Genomic DNA, 14,719 nt, shown 5'->3' with positions numbered 1-14,719 from the left:
GATGGACGAGGCTGCCCACGAGACGATCGCCGAGCTTCGGCGCGCGCATGAGGAGGAGCGAGCGCTCCGGCTGGAGGCCGAAGGGCTGGCGGAGGTGCTCCTGCGCTTCACGGAGCCGGGCAGCTTCACGGAGACGCTGGCGCGCGTCGTCGAGGCGACCGCGCAGCGGCTCGGGGCCGCCGCCGGGCTCGTGATCGCGTTCGATGAGGGGGCGGACGGCCGCGCCCTCGTCGCGACCGATCCGGGCCTCTCGGCGACCGAATGGGAGGCCGGGCCCGCGTTCTCGCGCGCGCTCGAGGGCCGGCCGGTCGCCAGCTTCGACCTCCGCCAGCTCGCCGAGTGGCAGCGCCAGCCGGAGCCCGTGCTCGCGCGCTACGGCTCCGCGCTCCACGCGCCGCTCCACGCCGGCCCCCTGCGGTCGCTGCTCGTGCTTGTCCATCCGGACCGCGCCTTCTTCGACGCGCGCCACGTCAGCCTCGTGCGCCGCCTCCTGCCCGCGGCGTCGCAGGCGCTCGCGCGCGCCCGCGCCGAGGAGGAGCTCGCGCGGGCGCGCGACCTCGCGTACGAGCGGGAGATCACCGAGAAGCTGACGCTCATCGAGCACCAGCGCGCCGCGATCCGGGCGCTGTCCATGCCCATCATCGAGGTCTGGAGCCGGATCCTCTGCGTCCCCGTGATCGGCTTCGTCGACGAGGAGCGGTGCGCGCTCCTCATGGAGCGGCTCCTCTCCGCCGTGACGGCCAGGCGGGCGCGCGCCGTGGTCATCGATGTCACCGGGCTCGACCGGATGGAGGCGAGCGCGCTCGCGCTCTTCCTGCGCGTGGCGACGGCGGTGAGGCTGCTCGGCAGCACCTGCGTGCTCGCCGGCATCGGCCCGGAGGTCGCCCGGGATCTCGTGCGCGAGGGCGTGGCGCGGGGCGACGTCGTGACGTACCGCCGCCTGCACGACGCGCTGAGGGAGCTGCTCCCGCCGTCGAAGCGGTGATCCGGTCGAGGGCGCGGCTCAGGAGACCTTGCGCCGCGCCGAATCCCACCCGCGCCGCACGGCGCTCTTCGCCTCGTCCCAGGTGCGCCCGCTCTTGAGGTCGTTCCACTCCTCCTTGAGCTTGCTCTCGACCCGATCGTCCCAGTCGGTGTGATCGCTGTAATGGCCCGCCGCGCCCCAGCCGTAGCGCAGCCCCGGCTCGACCTGGTCCCAGTCGGTGTTCGGCGCGTAGCGCGGCGGGATCGGCTGCTTGCCGAGCGCCTGCTTCACCGTATCGCCGACGTCCTGGTTGAGCTCCTGCCCCTTGGTGCTGGTGAAGTCCGCCTTGGTCTGCTCCCAGTCGCGGCGCAGCGCCTCCTTCACGCGGTCCCAGCCGGACGTCTTGTGATCATCCCACCACCTCGGATTGACTGCATGGTTCATCGGTACCTCCATCGACTCCGTTGAACGAGCGCCGGCGCGAGGGCCGAGCGCTGCCATGAGCCCGGCGATACACGAACGGTGCCGCCCCGAGCCTTTGCCGGAAACCGATGGGAATCGGGCTGTTCGCAGCGATGTGCGCCGTCCCGGCGTGACGCTCTCCGCCGCCCCCGGCGGAGGCTCGCCTGCGTCAGGCCGTCACACGTGAGACAAGGTGCCTCGGAGGTGTCAACCGGGCGCCGAGCCCCGTCCACGTCACCGACCGGCGGAGGCGTCCGGGGAGAGGGCGTTCAGGTCGACGCCGCTCGCCTCGATGGCCCGGTAGCTCGCCGCGAGGCGCTGGGCCCAGGCCTCCACGCCCTCGTCGCTCAGCAGGCCGTCCTGGCGGATCTCGAGGAGCACGCAGGGCAGGCCGCGGGCCTCGCCGTGCGTGGGGATCCCGTAGTCGCCGCCCTCGGTCACGCGGTAGGGCTCGTTGTCGCCGACGCAGAGCCCGGGCTCGCGCCGCAGCGCCTCGAGGAACGGCGCGGCGAGCCTGCGGTCGCGCCCGTAGAGGACAGCCGCGTGCCACGGCCGGTCCTGGCCGGGCATCGCGGGCGTGAAGCTGTGCACGCTGAGGATCGCCGTGCGCTCCCGGCGGTCCCGCCGCGCGTCGAGGAGCGCGGTGATCGCGCCGTGGTAGGGCCAGAAGCACGCGTCAGCCCGCGCGCGGGCCTCCGCGGCGTCGATGGCGTTGCCGGGGATGGGCACGCCGCAGCTGATCTCGGGGATGGACGTCGGCGAGCCCAGCGGCCGGTTGCAGTCGATGACGAGCCGCGAGTAGCCGGAGAGCACGAGCGGCGCGTCGAGGAGCGCGGACAGGCGGCGCGAGAGGCGGGCCGCGCCGATGTCCCAGCCGGTGTGCTCGCGGAGCGCCTCGTGCTGCCTGCCCAGCTCGGGGAGGCTCCTCGGAACCGCGTTGGACGCGTGGTCGCAGAGCAGGACCGCGCTGGAGCGGCCCTCGGGGTTCACCACCTCGAACGCGGGCGGCTCATCGGGCGCGAGGATGCGCAAGGCTGGCGAAGCGGACGAAGAAGAGCTCATGACGTCTCGCCCAAGACATAGCAGACACCGGCGCGCCCGCGCCGCGCGCGCACTCGCGAGGGCGCGCGGCAGCACGCGCGGCGCGCTCAGTGCGGCGACGTCATGCACGCGCGCAGCGCGAGCTTGGCCCGGTGCAGGAGCACCGCGACGTGGCCGGCCGAGATGCCCAGCGCGCGCGCCACGTCCTCTCCGGGTTGCTCCTCGAGCATGCGCAGCGTCACGACGGCCTTCTGGATCTCGCAGAGCTCCTCGACGCACGCGCGCAGGCGGACGTGCTCCTCGGCGCGCGCGATCGCCTCGTCGGTCGCCGGCACGTCCCCCGCGGCCTCCGGGTGCGCGTCCACGTCGTCGTGCGGCCGGGCGCGGAAGTGACGGCGGCGCCGGTTGCGCGCGGCGTTCCGCACCGTCCCGGCGAGCACGCCCCCCCACGCGCCGACGTCCTCCGGGAGGGCGCCCCGCTGCGCGAGCGTGAGCAGCGTGCAGAGGCCCTCCTGCACGCAGTCGACCGCATCTTCCGGCGTCACCCCCTCCCCGCGCGCCAGCGCCGCGAGCGCCGAACGCTCGGAGCGCACAAGGTGCGACACATGGTTGAGGAGATCGTCCGCGTCCTTGATGGCGCCCATGGTCCAGGAGGTCAGGTCTCGAGCCGCGACCACATTACAACGGGCGAGCGCTGTAATGGAGGCCGCCCTCGAGACCTGCCAGGGCATGGAGGTTCACGCCATGTCCACGAATCCTGTCCGCGAGATCGATGAGGCGAGCTTCGACGCCGAGGTGCTGGAGGCCGGGGTGCCCGTCCTCGTCGAGCTCACCGCGCAGTGGTGCCCGCCGTGCCGCGCGCTCGCGCCCATCCTGCACAAGCTGGCGGAGGAAGGCGCAGGACGCCTGAAGGTGGTGGCGGTCGACGGCGATCGGTGCCCGGCCATCGCCCGCCGCCTCGGCATCCGCGCTTTTCCGACCGTCGTCGCGTTCGCCGGGGGCAAGGAGGTGGCTCGTCACGTGGGGCTGACCACGAAGGACAAGCTCCTCCGGCTGATCGAAGGGGGCGGGCTCCCCGGCGGCGCGGGGAGGGACCGAGCGCCCTCACCGTCGTGAGGGCGGCTCGATAGCGCTCCTCCGCGGGCGGGCGGCCGCCAGCGGTGCGTGAAGGAGCTCGGGCGCGCGTGGCGCGATCTGCCTGTGGCCTACCGCCGCGGCCTTTCGGGCTGCCGGTGCGTGCCTCGCTGCCGCTCGGCGGCGGGGAAGCTGATCTTGCGGGTCGTCGACTCGTCCCCGGAGACCTCGAACGGTCCCACCGCCTGCGGATCGCTGACCGGCCTGCCGTTGTCGTCGACGAGCGAGAGCGTCCCGACATAGTCGTCGGCGACGAGCTGCACGCTCGCGTCGAACCGCTCGCAGGGGACCACCTGCCGCGTGACCTCGTTGCTCTTCGTGTTGATGAGGACCAGCTCGACCGCGGTCGCGCCGCGCGCCTTGCACTGAGCGGCGTCGGTCTTGTCCTCGATGGACCACTGGACGGTCACGAACCCCATGTCTTCAGGCTGTGCGCCTCCAGGCCGCGTCTCGCCGGTCGTTTCTCCCGTGCACGCGACCATCATCGCTGCACATAGCCCTGCTGAAGCGTAGACACTTCGCATACCCACCTCGCTGTGCTCGCTGCGGACTCAGCGCCGCGCCCCGCATCCAGCAACGCGGATGCCATGCGGCCTCGCGGCGAGCCTGCGAGCCCGGCGCTCGCAGGCAGGGCTTGAAATGGCCGAGCAGGTTCGCCATGTTCGCCGTCCGATCGAACGCGAGCGGCGCCTCGTAGCAGCGGCGCCGGGCGGCGGGCGGCGTCGAGCGACGCCGCCGAGGAAGCACGACCCCGATGCCCACGCCCGAAGATGCTCGCGACAGCCGAAAGGAGGCCGCGTGGGGCGTCGCCTACGGGATCGCGGCCTACAGCTCCTGGGGCGTCGTCCCCGTCTTCTGGAAGCAGCTCCGGCACGTCGGCGCGGTCGAGCTCCTGGCCCATCGCACCGTGTGGAGCCTGCTCTCGTTCGTGGCGCTCACGCTGGCCACAGGGCAGGGCCGCGCGCTCGGCGCCGCCCTGCGCGACCGGCGCGTCGTCGCGGCGATGGCGGTGACCGGCGCGCTCGTGTCGGCGAACTGGGTCCTCTTCATCTACGCCGTCGCGGTGGGGCGCGTGCTCGACGCCAGCCTCGGCTACTTCATCAACCCGCTGCTCAGCGTGCTCCTCGGCATGCTCTTCCTGCGCGAGCGGCTGCGGCCCGCCCAGTGGCTCGCGCTCGGCCTCGCCGCCTCGGGCGTCGTGTACCTGGCGGTGCGCGCCGGCTCGATCCCCTGGATCGCCCTGGGCCTGGCGAGCACGTTCGGGGTGTACGGCCTGCTGCGGAAGGTCGCCGCCGTCGGCTCGCTCCCCGGCTCCACCCTGGAGACGTCGTTCATCGCCCCGCTCGGCGCGGCCTACCTGGCCGCCCTCCACGCCGATGGCGCCGGCGCCGCGGGCCGCGCCGATCTGCGGACCCACCTCCTGCTCGCCGCGACGGGCATCATCACGGCCCTGCCGCTCGTCTGGTTCACGAACGCGGCGCGCCGCCTGTCGCTGACCACCGTCGGCTTCCTCCAGTACCTCGCGCCGAGCGGCCAGTTCCTGCTGGCCGTGCTCGTCTACGACGAGCCGTTCAGCACGGCCCAGGCCGTGAGCTTCGCCTGCATCTGGACGGGGCTCGCGGTGTTCAGCGCCGACGCCGTGCTCCGCGCGCGCCGCTCGGGAAGGGCGAGCGCGTCCTGAGCGCACCGGAGGCGAGGCAGGAGGGATCAGAGCCGCCGAGAGGCCAAGGGCGCCAGGAGAGCGGTCGCGTCCACGACCGCCCGGGGGCGCTCACGGCTGCTCGTCCGGAGGTCCCCACGTGAGCTCCTGCTCGCCGAGAAACTCGGGGGTCCCCACCACCGAGAGGAGCAGCTCGCGCAGGTTGCGCCCCGACCGGCCGAAGGCCGCTGCCAGCGAGGCGACGCGCGGCGCCAGCGCCTCCGGGACAACCGCGTTGGGGTGAGAGAGAGGATCGGTCGCGTAGTGCATCAGGAGACTCGCGATGCACCTGTGGACCTCCGGGAGCTCCTTCAAGATCTCGAGCAGCTCGCGGACATCTCCGTACCTCGGCTCGCCGGGCACGCCGGTGATCCATCCGGAGGTGTCGAACGGCTCGCCGCCGTCGTCCGCGAGCTCGCGGCCCATGCTGTCGAACCGGAGAAAGGCGAACCCCGGCGGGTTCAGCTCGCCGTGGCACGTGGCGCACGACGCCGGAGCGGTCAGCTCGATCATCTGCCGGCGGATCGAGCGCCCCAGCGCGGGCTCCTCGGGCGGCGACATGTCGGGGAGCGCCGTGCAGAGAAGCGCGGAGCGGACGAGCCAGCCTCGCCTCACGGGCCAGGTGACCGGGTAAGCGCTGCTGAACGTCCGCATCACCGAGGCGCTGGTGAAGAGCCCCATCCGGTTCGGGGAGCCGTACGGCACGCGCGTGGGCTCCTCGCCCTCGACGCCGCTCATCCCGTAGTGCTCCGCGAGGCGCGCGTCGACGAAGGTGTACGGGGCGAACATCAGTGTATCCAGGGTGCCGTCCTCGTCGAGGACGACCGCGCTCCCGTAGGCCTCGACCTCCTTGCGCATCGACGCGAGCAGCGGATCGTCGACAGGCTCGCCTTCGGGGGTGAAGCCCAGGAGCAGCTTCGAGCGCAGCCACCAGCCGAAGAAGCGCCCGACGCCGCTCCTTGCGCGCGGATCCTGGAGCATCTCGCGCGCCAGCTCCTGGACGGCGCGCGCCTGCACCGGGGCGCGCAGCCGCGCGCTGATCTCGCCGGCCAGCGCCTCGTCCCTCCAGAGGAGCCTGGTCAGGCGCTGCGCGATGACGCCCGGCGCAGCCGGCGGGATCTCGGGAGGGGTGGTGTCCCCGCCGCCGCCCGACCCGCCGTCGACCGGCGCACGGTTCGCCGGCACACCGTCGACCGGGGCCGAGCCACACGCGACCAGAGCGCCCGTCGAGAGGGCGACCAGCAGCGCGACCACGGCCCTCGGACCAGGACCTGTAAAATTCCCGCCATGAAGCTTGTGGTTGTTCAAGGAAGTCAACTCCGTTGATACCCCACCTACCTCGGGTGGCCTTTGAGGGACGAGGACGATCTGTGCCTGACATCTCGCCTCTCGGCTCGCCCGCGCTCCGCGTGGCATCCCGCCGCGTGCGCGCGCTGCGCGCTCCGAGCTTCTGCGCTCTGCGAGATACCTCACCGCCGCGTGCGCGCCGCATGCCCACGGCGCGCGCGCTCCGCGAGGCAGCTCACCGCCGCGTGCGCGCGCTGCATGCCCACGGCGCGCGCGCTCCGCGAGGCAGCTCACCGCCGCGTGCGCACGCCGCACCCACACGGCGCCGGCACGCTCCTCGCAGCACCTCCCCTTCCCATGGCTCCCTTGCCTCCGGCCCGAGCGGCAGAGGAATGCGCCGGCAGCGGTCCCAGTCCCGCGCCCGGCGGCGAGGCGCGCGTCCCTGCCGCTCTACCCGCCGCCCCGGACGCGCCCGCCTCCCGCCGCGCGCGGCGAAAGGCGCTGCTCCACGCGGCGCTCGGCGGCCTCGGCCTGGCCGCCCTGGCCGCGCTCATCCGCCACGTCGGCGCGGCGGAGATGCTCGCCGCGGTGACCCGCGCCGCGCCGTTCTTGCCTTTCCTGATCGCGCTGGAGGCGGCTCGCATCGGATGCGAGGCGCTCGCGACCGGCGTGCTCTGCGCGCCGCGGCGTGTCCCGATTGCAGAGCTCCTTCGCATCCACGTCGTCACCTACCCTGTCATCACGCTGATGCCGGCCGGCCGCCCCGCGGGCGAGGCGGTCAAGGCCGCGCTGCTCTCCCCCCACGTTGGCGCCGCGCGCGCGGCCGCGATCGCCACGGCGAACCAGTCGCTCGCGCTCCTGTCCTCGGCCCCGCTGTCGCTCCTCGCGGCCATCGCCCTCTTCCACATCGGCGGCGCCTCTCCGCTCGCCCTCGGCGTGCTCGCGCACGCCGCCCTCCTGGTCGCGAGCGGCCTCGGCGTCGCCTTCGCCGCGCGGCAGCGCGCCGCCTCGGCGTGGATCACCCGGCGGTTCGCCCGCGCCGGTCAGCTCGCCGCCGCCTTCCAGGAGGCCGTCCACGAGCGCCCGCCCGTCCCGGCCTGGCCGTTCGCCGCCTGCCTCGCGGGCCGCGCGCTCCAGGCGGTGCAGTACGGCGTGCTGCTCGCCGTCGTCGGCGCCGAGAGCGGCCCCCTCCGCGCGCTCGCCGCGTACGGCGTGGGCGCCGCCGGCACGGCCGCCGGCGACCTCATCCCGGGCCAGATCGGCGCCACCGACGGGGCCTTCACGCTCGCTGCCTCGCTGCTCGGCCTCACCAAGAGCTCCGCCGTCGCGATCTCGTTGCTCGTCCACCTCCTCCAGGCGGCCTTCGCGCTCGCGGGGATCGCCGCCGCGCTCGTGTGGCGCCGCAGCCCTCCGGCGCCCTGAGCCGAGATCGGCTGGGACCAGGGGGAGCCGCGCGCCTCCGGCGTGCGCTCAGCCGCGCTCGCGCTTGATGCGCTCCAGCTCGGCCAGGGCCTCGGCCAGCCGCCGCTCGGCCTCGTCGGCGCGCTGCCGCTCTGCATCGAGGCGGCGCCGCTCTTCGTCGAGGCGGCGTCGCTCTTCGTCGAGGCTCATCTCGGTCTCCTCGATGCGCGCCTCGAGGTCGCCCACCATCGAGCCGAGCCGGGCGAGCAGCTCGTGCGTCTCCGGCAGCGGCGCCAACCCGTGGAAGAAGCGCAGCCGGTCCCCCTCCAGGCTCAGGTCGAGGTCGAGCACCGTGCTCGCGAGCCGGCCCTCCTGCGGGACGATCGGCTGGTACCGCGCGCTGCCCTCGGCGAGCCGGAAGCCGCGCAGCCGCCTTCGCCTGCGATCGAACACGAAGTACTCGGAGATGCCCAGCGACGCGTAGCGGGTGACGTTGTCCTCGAGGTCCTTCTTGCTCTTCCCGCGCCAGAGGATCTCCAGCGCGAAGTCGATCCCCTTGCCCTCGGCGCTCACCGACCAGTGGGCGCGTTCCTTCACCTCGACGTCGAGCACCGCGATGACGTCGGGCGCGAACATCCGCTCGGCCGGGTAGTACACCGGCAGCTCGCATGCGAGGTACACGCGCCGGCCGATGCGCTGGAAGTACCCGCCCAGCGCGTCCCTGGCCGCCACCTTCGGGTTGAAGTGGAAGTCGCCCTCGGGAGGGCACGCCTCGGAGACCTCGAACTCCGACGGGAGGGTATCGAGGACGCGCTGCCGTTCCTCCGGCGTCATGCGGTCCCAGAGCTCCTGCGGAGGGGCCCGCGGATCGTCGGGGTCGATCACCCAGGACGTCGGCGCGCGCTGCATGATCCGAGCATAGCGAGCCCGCGCAGCCAGAACCACGGCACACGCACGGCGTCGACCCCTCGAGGGCGCTCCAGGCCACGCCGAGCCGCGCTCCCCCGTTCGCGCGCCTTGCGCCCGGAGGGCTCCGGCACCCCGCGCGCTCCGCTCTGCGGTCCGGAAGGGTCCGGCCCCCTCTGGCACAACGAGGAGGGCTCAGGCGGGGGTTGTGGGCACAGAATTTCGCTGAGAACGCGTTCTCTGGCACAAAATTGCCCTGAAAATCGCTCGATCTGGCGTTTTCTAGGGGTCCAGACCCGGTGCGTCGCCCGTGCAGGACGGCCCATCCGCCCGGTCGTCCGCTCCCTCGTCCCTCGCCCGGCCGCCTGGCAGGCGCCTCCCTCGTGCGCCTCGCGGCCGCGCGGCAGCCGGACACGCGGCGCGGTCGCCCGACCGCGCCACGACCGCGACCGCGGCAGATCGCTGGCCTCCCTCCGGCGGTTCGTCCTACGGTGTGCCGTCATGACGGAGAAGACCGGCGGCCCTGGAAGGGACGTGCTCACCCAGAAAGAGGCCGAGGAGCGCGCCGCGCGCATCGGCAGCGCGCGCTACGAGCTCTCGCTCGACCTCTCGCGCGGCGAGAGCGGCTACCGAGGCGAGGCGGTCGCGTACTTCGACGTCCGCGGCCACGGCGACACGTTCATCGACTTCCGCGGCGGGCGCATCGAGCGGCTCGAGATCAACGGCGTCGAGATCGAGCCCGCGTGGTCCGACTGCCGCATCCTCCTCCCGGGGAGGCTGCTCGCCCCGGAGACGCGCGTGCGCGTCGTCTACGAGAACGACTACGATCACACAGGCGACGGCTTCCATCACTTCCGCGACCCGGAGGACGGCGAGGACTACGTCTACTCGGACCTCGAGCCGTTCAGCGCCCACCGCGTGTTCCCCTGCTTCGATCAGCCGGACATCAAGGCGAGCTACCGGCTCTCCGTCACCGCGCCCGAGGACTGGGAGGTCATCGGCAACGCCCGCGTCGCGCGCACGTTCGGCTCCGGCCTCGGGCGCACGACGCGGGTGTTCGAGGAGACGACCCGGTTCAGCACCTACATCTTCGCGCTGATCGCCGGCCCGTACAGCGGCGTCCGCGACGAGCACCGCGGCATCCCCCTCGGGCTCTACTGCCGCAGGTCGCTCGCGAGGCACCTGGACGCCGAGGAGCTCTTCACGATCACGAAGCAGGGCTTCGACTTCTACCCGGAGTTCTTCGACTACCCCTACCCCTTCAGCAAGTACGACCAGGTCTTCGTCCCGGAGTTCAACGCCGGCGCCATGGAGAACGTCGGCGCCGTGACCCACAGCGAGCGCATGATCTTCCGGGACCCGCCGACGGACCACCAGCGCCTCACGCGCGCGGAGGTGCTCCTCCACGAGATGGCCCACATGTGGTTCGGCAACCTCGTGACCATGCGGTGGTGGAACGATCTCTGGCTGAACGAGAGCTTCGCCACGTACATGGCCTTCCTCGCGATGGAACAGGCGACCCGGTTCCAGCCGGCCGTGTGGAAGGCGTTCAACGTCATGAAGAGCTGGGCCTACCGGCAGGACCAGCTCGTGACGACGCACCCCATCGCCGGGGAGCTCGCCGACACGGAGCACACGTTCCTGAACTTCGACGGCATCACGTACGGCAAGGGCGCCGCCGCGATGAAGCAGCTCGTCGCGGCGATCGGCCTCCCGGCCTTCCGCGAGGGGATGCGCCGGTACTTCAAGCGCTACCAGTACGGCAACGCGACGCTGCGCGAGTTCCTGTCCGCGCTGGAGGAGGGCTCCGGCCGCGACCTCGGCGCGTGGTCGCGCCTCTGGCTCGAGCAGGCGTCCCTCAACACGCTGACGGCCGAGTGGGAGCCCGACGGCGACCGCATCGGCCGGCTCCGCGTGCTGCAGACGGCGCCCGCCGACTACCCGACCCTCCGGCCGCACCGCATCGACGTCGCGCTCGCGCGCGAGGAGAACGGCGCGCTCGTCGTCGACTCGGTGCCCGCGGAGATCGACGGCGCGGCGACCGAGGTCGCGGCCGCGCGGGGGCAGCGGGCGCCGCTCCTCGTGTTCCCCAACCACAACGACCTCACGTTCGCGAAGATCGCGCTCGACCCGGCCTCGCTCGCGTTCGTGCGCGAGCACATGGGCCGCGTGGAGGATCCGCTCCTGCGCACGCTGCTCTGGTCGTCGCTCTGGAGCATGGTGCGCGACCAGAAGCTCGCCTCCCCGGCGTACCTCGCGCTGGTGAGGGACAAGCTGCCCGCCGAGCCGGACCTCTCGCTCGTCGACCCGGTGCTCACGAACGCGGTGACGGCGCTCGCGCGCTACGTGCCGGATCCGCTGCGCGAGGCCGAGGCGAGCGCGTTCACCGGCCTCGCCCTCGCGGCCCTGCGGTCGGCCCCCCGCGGCGACGCGCAGATCGTGTGGGCGCGGGCGCTCTTCAACGCGGCGTACTCCGCGCCGGATCTCGCGCTGGCCGCGCGCCTCGCGGACGGCGAGATCGAGGTGGACGGCCTCGAGATCGACCAGGAGATGCGCTGGACGGTCGCCGTGAAGTGGATCGCGCGCGGCATGGAGGGCGCGGAGGAGCGGCTCGCCGCCGAGCGCGAGCGCGACCCGTCGGACCGCGGCCAGCGCGCCGCGCTTCGCGCCGAGACGGCCCGCCCGGATCCGGCGGCGAAGGCCGCGGCGTGGGCGCGCTTCCACGAGGACGGGTACGGCTCGCTGCACCTCACCAGCGCGGCGATGTCGGGCTTCAACTGGTCGTTCCAGCGCGCGCTGCTCGAGCCGTACGCGCAGGCGTTCTTCGAGCGGGTGCAGCAGGTCTTCGAGACGCGGACGCACGAGCTCGCGTCCGCGTATTTCACGCATCTGTTCCCCTCGTACCGCGTCGAGCGGGACCTCGTCGCCCGCGCGGAGGCGCGGACCGCGGCGCTCGGGCGGGCCCCGGACGGCGCGCCGGCGGCGCCGCGGCTGCCGATGCTGGTCCGGATGCTCCGCGAGGCGAGCGACGACCTCGCGCGGGCGCTCGCCTGCCGGGAGCTGGCGGCGGCGAGCGCCGAGGGGCGCCGCCCGGGGGGCGGGGGCGCCCCCGGCTGAGCGAGGAACCGGGGAGAGCGGCGCTCGAGGCGACGATGATCGTGCAGTTCGGGAAGACGTCCGTCACGTGGACGCGCGCGGACCTCGAGGCGAAGCTCGCCGGCCACGCGCGCGTCCTCATCGACGTCGGCACGGGCGACGGCCGCTTCGTGTACCGCTCGGCCGGCGCCAACGCCGATACGTACTGCATCGGCGTCGACCCCGCGGGGGAGCGGATGCGCGAGGTGTCGTGGCGCGCCAGCCGCAAGGTCACCCGGGGCGGCCGGCCGAACGCGCTCTTCGTCGTCGCGTCCGTGCAGGCGCTGCCCGAGGAGCTCACCGGGCTCGCCCACACCCTCACCCTCAATTTCCCCTGGGCCTCGCTGCTCTCGGCCCTCGTGCTGCCCGAGGCGCCGGTGCTCGAGGCGCTGCGCCGGCTCGTCCGACCGGGCGGGGAGCTCATCGCGCTGCTCAACCAGAGCGTCTTCGACGACCGGCCCTACGCGGCGCGGCTCGGGCTCCCCGAGCTCTCGGACGCGTGGGTCGATGACACGCTGCGCCCCGCCTACCGCGCGGCGGGCTTCGAGATCCGGGCGAGCGAGCTCGTCGAGGGGGACATGCCGCACCAGACGAGCTGGGGACAGCACCTCACGCTCGCGTCGGGCCGGAGGACGCGCCTGCTCACGGCCGAAGCGATAGGCGCGATCGGCGGCGAAGCGCCGGGGTAAAGCGTCGCGAGGCGCTCAGGCGAGCGCCCGGCGAGCTATCGCGTGCTGTCGTGCTGCACCGCCTCCCGCTCGGTCACCCGGCGGATGGTCTGCGCGGTGTGCCTGTCGTCCTCGCTCTGCGCGATATCCGACAGGCTGATGATGCCGACCAGGCGGCCGTCCGCCTCGGTGCACAGGACGCGCGACTTGTGGTGCTGCCCCATCAGCTGCTCCGCGCGCTGCACGTCGTCGTCGGGCCGGCACGCGACCACCCCGCGCGTCATGACGTCGCCCGCCTTCGTGCTCAGCGGCCGGTTGTGGGCCAGCACCCGGATGGCGAGGTCGCGGTCCGTCAGCGCCCCGAGCACCCTCCCGGCGCTGTCGCAGACAGGAAGGAAGCCGATGTTCGCGTCGCGCATCTTGCACGCGGCCGTCTGGATGGTGTCGTCGGCCAGGACGCTCTGGATGTCTTGCTTCATGATCTCCTTGCACAGCATGGTTCCCTCCTTCGGTTCCGTTTGCAGCGCTCGGCAGCGTCACCGCGCACAAAAGGACCTTAGGGGACGATCGCGGGCGAGGGATGGAGCATCATGATGAATGCGGCGTCGGGGACCGCTTGATGGCGCCTCCGGCGGGCGAGCGCGCCGGGCGGCGCGCCCTGGCGGGGCGCCGCGGCGAAAGCCAACCTGGGGTGCGAGACACCATGTCAGAGCGGATCACAGGGGCGGTCATCCGCCGGGCGCGGCCGGCCGACGCGGCCGTCATCGCGCGCATCGAGGTCGACTCCTGGCAGGCGGCCTACCTGGGCCTGGTGCCGGCGGCCGATCTCAACGCCCTCTCCGTGCCGGCGCGCGAGGTGAGCTGGCAGCGCATCCTGAGCCGCGACGGCGCGACCGGGACGCGGACCTGGGTGCTCTGCGCCGAGGACGCCGGGCTCGGCTTCGCGAGCGCCGGGCCGACGCGCGACGACGACGACCCGGGCGACGTCGGCGAGCTCTACACGATCTACCTCCTGCCCGCCGCGTGGGGGCGCGGGCTAGGCGCCGCGCTGCTCGACACGGCGCAGGCCGACCTGGCCCGGCGCCGCCACAGGACCATGACGATCTGGGTCCTCGAGGGGAACACCCGCGCGCGCCGCTTCTACGAGCTCTCCGGCTTCACCCGCGACGGCGCGCGGCGGTGGGCGCGGGTCGGCGCCGGCAGCCTCCCGGAGATCCGCTACCGGCGAGCGCTGTAGCGCCCCGGATCCCACGCCGAGGGCGGCGGCGCCCCGGGGTGCCCCGCCGAGGGCGGCGCCGGCCCGTGCACCAGCGACGGCATCGAGCTGCGGCGCCCCGGCGCGCTAGCCGAAGCGCACGACGATGCTGCTGTAGCCGCCCCGCGGATCGTGCTGGGAGGTGATCTTTCCCCAGGGATACTCGTACGGCGGCGCGCCGAGGATCGACGTCAGCCAGGCGTCGTGGCTGGCCTTGCGCTCCGCCTCCTCCTTCTCGGACCAGTCGTTCCAGAACGCCTTCGACTCGGCGCCCACCTCGAACAGCTCGACCCACGCGATCTTGCCGCTGCAGAAGTGCAGCGTGATGCGGAAGGTCCTGAAGCCGATGCGCTGGCGCGACATCCGGTATCCGCTCCACGGCTGCGTCTGGCTCAGGGCGTTGGCCATCCGCGCGAGCGGCGACGACAAGAACTGCGCTTCCGAGTACGAGGGCCCGATGCGAAGCCCGGATGTGAGCTCGATCTCGCCCGTCTGTCGATGGATCATCCAGCCCTCCGACCGCTCGGAACAGCATACACCACAGCTCGCGGACCGGCGCGGCTCAGCCGAGCCCCGCCGACGTCCGTGCGCGACAGTCACGCGCGGCCCCGACTCCGCCTCTCCGAAGGTGGGTGTTCGACGGAGATTCACCCCTGCCGATCGCTCGCACAGCTGCTCGGAGGACAACAGCCGCGATCCCTCTCGCGCAGCGCGAGGGACGCCGCTGTCCTCCGGTGTCGACACGACACCCACGATGTCGCGGGTGA

Annotated in this window: 15 protein-coding genes; 7 read left to right on the top strand and 8 right to left on the bottom strand. The window is 73.1% G+C overall.

Annotation, left to right across the window (positions count from 1 at the left end; genetic code table 11):
* Position 1: 1 nt before the first annotated feature.
* Positions 2-985, top strand: coding sequence for an STAS domain-containing protein (locus tag WME95_RS13125; protein WP_437552148.1), 984 nt, complete (start codon positions 2-4; stop codon positions 983-985).
* Positions 986-1,003: 18 nt separating this feature from the next.
* Here WME95_RS13125 and WME95_RS13120 read toward each other — a convergent pair whose 3' ends face one another.
* From WME95_RS13120 to WME95_RS13110, 3 genes are all read right to left on the bottom strand, one after another.
* The gene (locus WME95_RS13120; RefSeq protein WP_437552147.1) at positions 1,004-1,408 is read right to left on the bottom strand and encodes a hypothetical protein; all 405 of its coding nucleotides are present in this window, start codon (positions 1,406-1,408) and stop codon (positions 1,004-1,006) included.
* A 252-nt stretch (positions 1,409-1,660) separates the two neighbouring features.
* Positions 1,661-2,488, bottom strand: a complete 828-nt coding sequence (locus tag WME95_RS13115; protein ID WP_437908722.1) for an N-formylglutamate amidohydrolase — start codon at positions 2,486-2,488, stop codon at positions 1,661-1,663.
* An 86-nt stretch (positions 2,489-2,574) separates the two neighbouring features.
* Positions 2,575-3,111 (bottom strand): RNA polymerase sigma factor, encoded by a 537-nt coding sequence (locus WME95_RS13110; protein ID WP_437908721.1) that lies wholly within the window; start codon positions 3,109-3,111, stop codon positions 2,575-2,577.
* Positions 3,112-3,211: 100 nt separating this feature from the next.
* Here WME95_RS13110 and WME95_RS13105 point away from each other — a divergent pair, with 100 nt between their 5' ends.
* Positions 3,212-3,583 (top strand): thioredoxin family protein, encoded by a 372-nt coding sequence (locus WME95_RS13105; protein WP_437552145.1) that lies wholly within the window; start codon positions 3,212-3,214, stop codon positions 3,581-3,583.
* A gap of 89 nt (positions 3,584-3,672) precedes the next feature.
* Here the strand turns inward: WME95_RS13105 and WME95_RS13100 are convergent, their stop codons facing one another.
* Positions 3,673-4,020 carry a hypothetical protein gene (locus WME95_RS13100; RefSeq protein ID WP_437908720.1) on the bottom strand — a complete coding sequence of 116 codons (348 nt, stop codon included), beginning with the start codon at positions 4,018-4,020 and terminating at the stop codon, positions 3,673-3,675.
* A gap of 335 nt (positions 4,021-4,355) precedes the next feature.
* Here WME95_RS13100 and rarD point away from each other — a divergent pair, with 335 nt between their 5' ends.
* Positions 4,356-5,282 (top strand): EamA family transporter RarD, encoded by a 927-nt coding sequence (rarD, locus tag WME95_RS13095; protein WP_437908719.1) that lies wholly within the window; start codon positions 4,356-4,358, stop codon positions 5,280-5,282.
* Positions 5,283-5,372: 90 nt separating this feature from the next.
* Here rarD and WME95_RS13090 read toward each other — a convergent pair whose 3' ends face one another.
* Positions 5,373-6,608 (bottom strand): DUF1588 domain-containing protein, encoded by a 1,236-nt coding sequence (locus tag WME95_RS13090; protein WP_437908718.1) that lies wholly within the window; start codon positions 6,606-6,608, stop codon positions 5,373-5,375.
* A 336-nt stretch (positions 6,609-6,944) separates the two neighbouring features.
* On the opposite strand from WME95_RS13090, the gene WME95_RS13085 reads away from it, so the two are divergent.
* Positions 6,945-8,009: a lysylphosphatidylglycerol synthase domain-containing protein gene (locus WME95_RS13085; RefSeq protein ID WP_437908717.1), complete on the top strand. Its 1,065-nt coding sequence runs from the start codon at positions 6,945-6,947 to the stop codon at positions 8,007-8,009.
* A 48-nt stretch (positions 8,010-8,057) separates the two neighbouring features.
* Here the strand turns inward: WME95_RS13085 and WME95_RS13080 are convergent, their stop codons facing one another.
* A complete protein-coding gene (locus WME95_RS13080) occupies positions 8,058-8,897 on the bottom strand; it encodes a Uma2 family endonuclease (RefSeq protein ID WP_437908716.1) in 840 nt (279 codons plus the stop codon).
* A gap of 498 nt (positions 8,898-9,395) precedes the next feature.
* Here WME95_RS13080 and pepN point away from each other — a divergent pair, with 498 nt between their 5' ends.
* A complete protein-coding gene (gene pepN, locus WME95_RS13075; RefSeq protein ID WP_437908715.1) occupies positions 9,396-12,011 on the top strand; it encodes an aminopeptidase N in 2,616 nt (871 codons plus the stop codon).
* Between the two features lie 35 nt (positions 12,012-12,046).
* Positions 12,047-12,718 carry a class I SAM-dependent methyltransferase gene (locus tag WME95_RS13070; protein WP_437908714.1) on the top strand — a complete coding sequence of 224 codons (672 nt, stop codon included), beginning with the start codon at positions 12,047-12,049 and terminating at the stop codon, positions 12,716-12,718.
* A 35-nt stretch (positions 12,719-12,753) separates the two neighbouring features.
* Here the strand turns inward: WME95_RS13070 and WME95_RS13065 are convergent, their stop codons facing one another.
* Positions 12,754-13,194 carry a CBS domain-containing protein gene (locus tag WME95_RS13065; RefSeq protein WP_437717290.1) on the bottom strand — a complete coding sequence of 147 codons (441 nt, stop codon included), beginning with the start codon at positions 13,192-13,194 and terminating at the stop codon, positions 12,754-12,756.
* A 206-nt stretch (positions 13,195-13,400) separates the two neighbouring features.
* Here WME95_RS13065 and WME95_RS13060 point away from each other — a divergent pair, with 206 nt between their 5' ends.
* Positions 13,401-13,934 carry an N-acetyltransferase family protein gene (locus WME95_RS13060; RefSeq protein WP_437552137.1) on the top strand — a complete coding sequence of 178 codons (534 nt, stop codon included), beginning with the start codon at positions 13,401-13,403 and terminating at the stop codon, positions 13,932-13,934.
* 105 nt (positions 13,935-14,039) lie between these two features.
* On the opposite strand, the gene WME95_RS13055 is transcribed toward WME95_RS13060, so the two are convergent.
* Entirely contained in the window at positions 14,040-14,459 is a 420-nt protein-coding gene (locus tag WME95_RS13055; RefSeq protein WP_437908713.1) for a hypothetical protein, read from the bottom strand.
* Between the last annotated feature and the right edge of the window lie 260 nt (positions 14,460-14,719).

The sequence above is a fragment of the Sorangium sp. So ce327 genome (assembly GCF_051530205.1).
Lineage (GTDB): Bacteria > Myxococcota_A > Polyangia > Polyangiales > Polyangiaceae > Sorangium > Sorangium cellulosum_B.
This window is presented reverse-complemented; position numbering and strand designations above follow the sequence as displayed.

What these genes read in the sequence shown, in the direction of transcription:
- WME95_RS13125 (WP_437552148.1), top strand. Translation starts at nt 2, where the DNA reads ATGGACGAGGCTGCCCACGAGACGATCGCCGAGCTTCGGCGCGCGCAT.
- WME95_RS13120 (WP_437552147.1), bottom strand. Translation starts at nt 1,408, where the DNA reads ATGAACCATGCAGTCAATCCGAGGTGGTGGGATGATCACAAGACGTCC.
- WME95_RS13115 (WP_437908722.1), bottom strand. Translation starts at nt 2,488, where the DNA reads ATGAGCTCTTCTTCGTCCGCTTCGCCAGCCTTGCGCATCCTCGCGCCC.
- WME95_RS13110 (WP_437908721.1), bottom strand. Translation starts at nt 3,111, where the DNA reads ATGGGCGCCATCAAGGACGCGGACGATCTCCTCAACCATGTGTCGCAC.
- WME95_RS13105 (WP_437552145.1), top strand. Translation starts at nt 3,212, where the DNA reads ATGTCCACGAATCCTGTCCGCGAGATCGATGAGGCGAGCTTCGACGCC.
- WME95_RS13100 (WP_437908720.1), bottom strand. Translation starts at nt 4,020, where the DNA reads ATGGGGTTCGTGACCGTCCAGTGGTCCATCGAGGACAAGACCGACGCC.
- rarD (WP_437908719.1), top strand. Translation starts at nt 4,356, where the DNA reads ATGCCCACGCCCGAAGATGCTCGCGACAGCCGAAAGGAGGCCGCGTGG.
- WME95_RS13085 (WP_437908717.1), top strand. Translation starts at nt 6,945, where the DNA reads ATGGCTCCCTTGCCTCCGGCCCGAGCGGCAGAGGAATGCGCCGGCAGC.
- WME95_RS13080 (WP_437908716.1), bottom strand. Translation starts at nt 8,897, where the DNA reads ATGCAGCGCGCGCCGACGTCCTGGGTGATCGACCCCGACGATCCGCGG.
- pepN (WP_437908715.1), top strand. Translation starts at nt 9,396, where the DNA reads ATGACGGAGAAGACCGGCGGCCCTGGAAGGGACGTGCTCACCCAGAAA.
- WME95_RS13070 (WP_437908714.1), top strand. Translation starts at nt 12,047, where the DNA reads ATGATCGTGCAGTTCGGGAAGACGTCCGTCACGTGGACGCGCGCGGAC.
- WME95_RS13065 (WP_437717290.1), bottom strand. Translation starts at nt 13,194, where the DNA reads ATGCTGTGCAAGGAGATCATGAAGCAAGACATCCAGAGCGTCCTGGCC.
- WME95_RS13060 (WP_437552137.1), top strand. Translation starts at nt 13,401, where the DNA reads ATGTCAGAGCGGATCACAGGGGCGGTCATCCGCCGGGCGCGGCCGGCC.
- WME95_RS13055 (WP_437908713.1), bottom strand. Translation starts at nt 14,459, where the DNA reads ATGATCCATCGACAGACGGGCGAGATCGAGCTCACATCCGGGCTTCGC.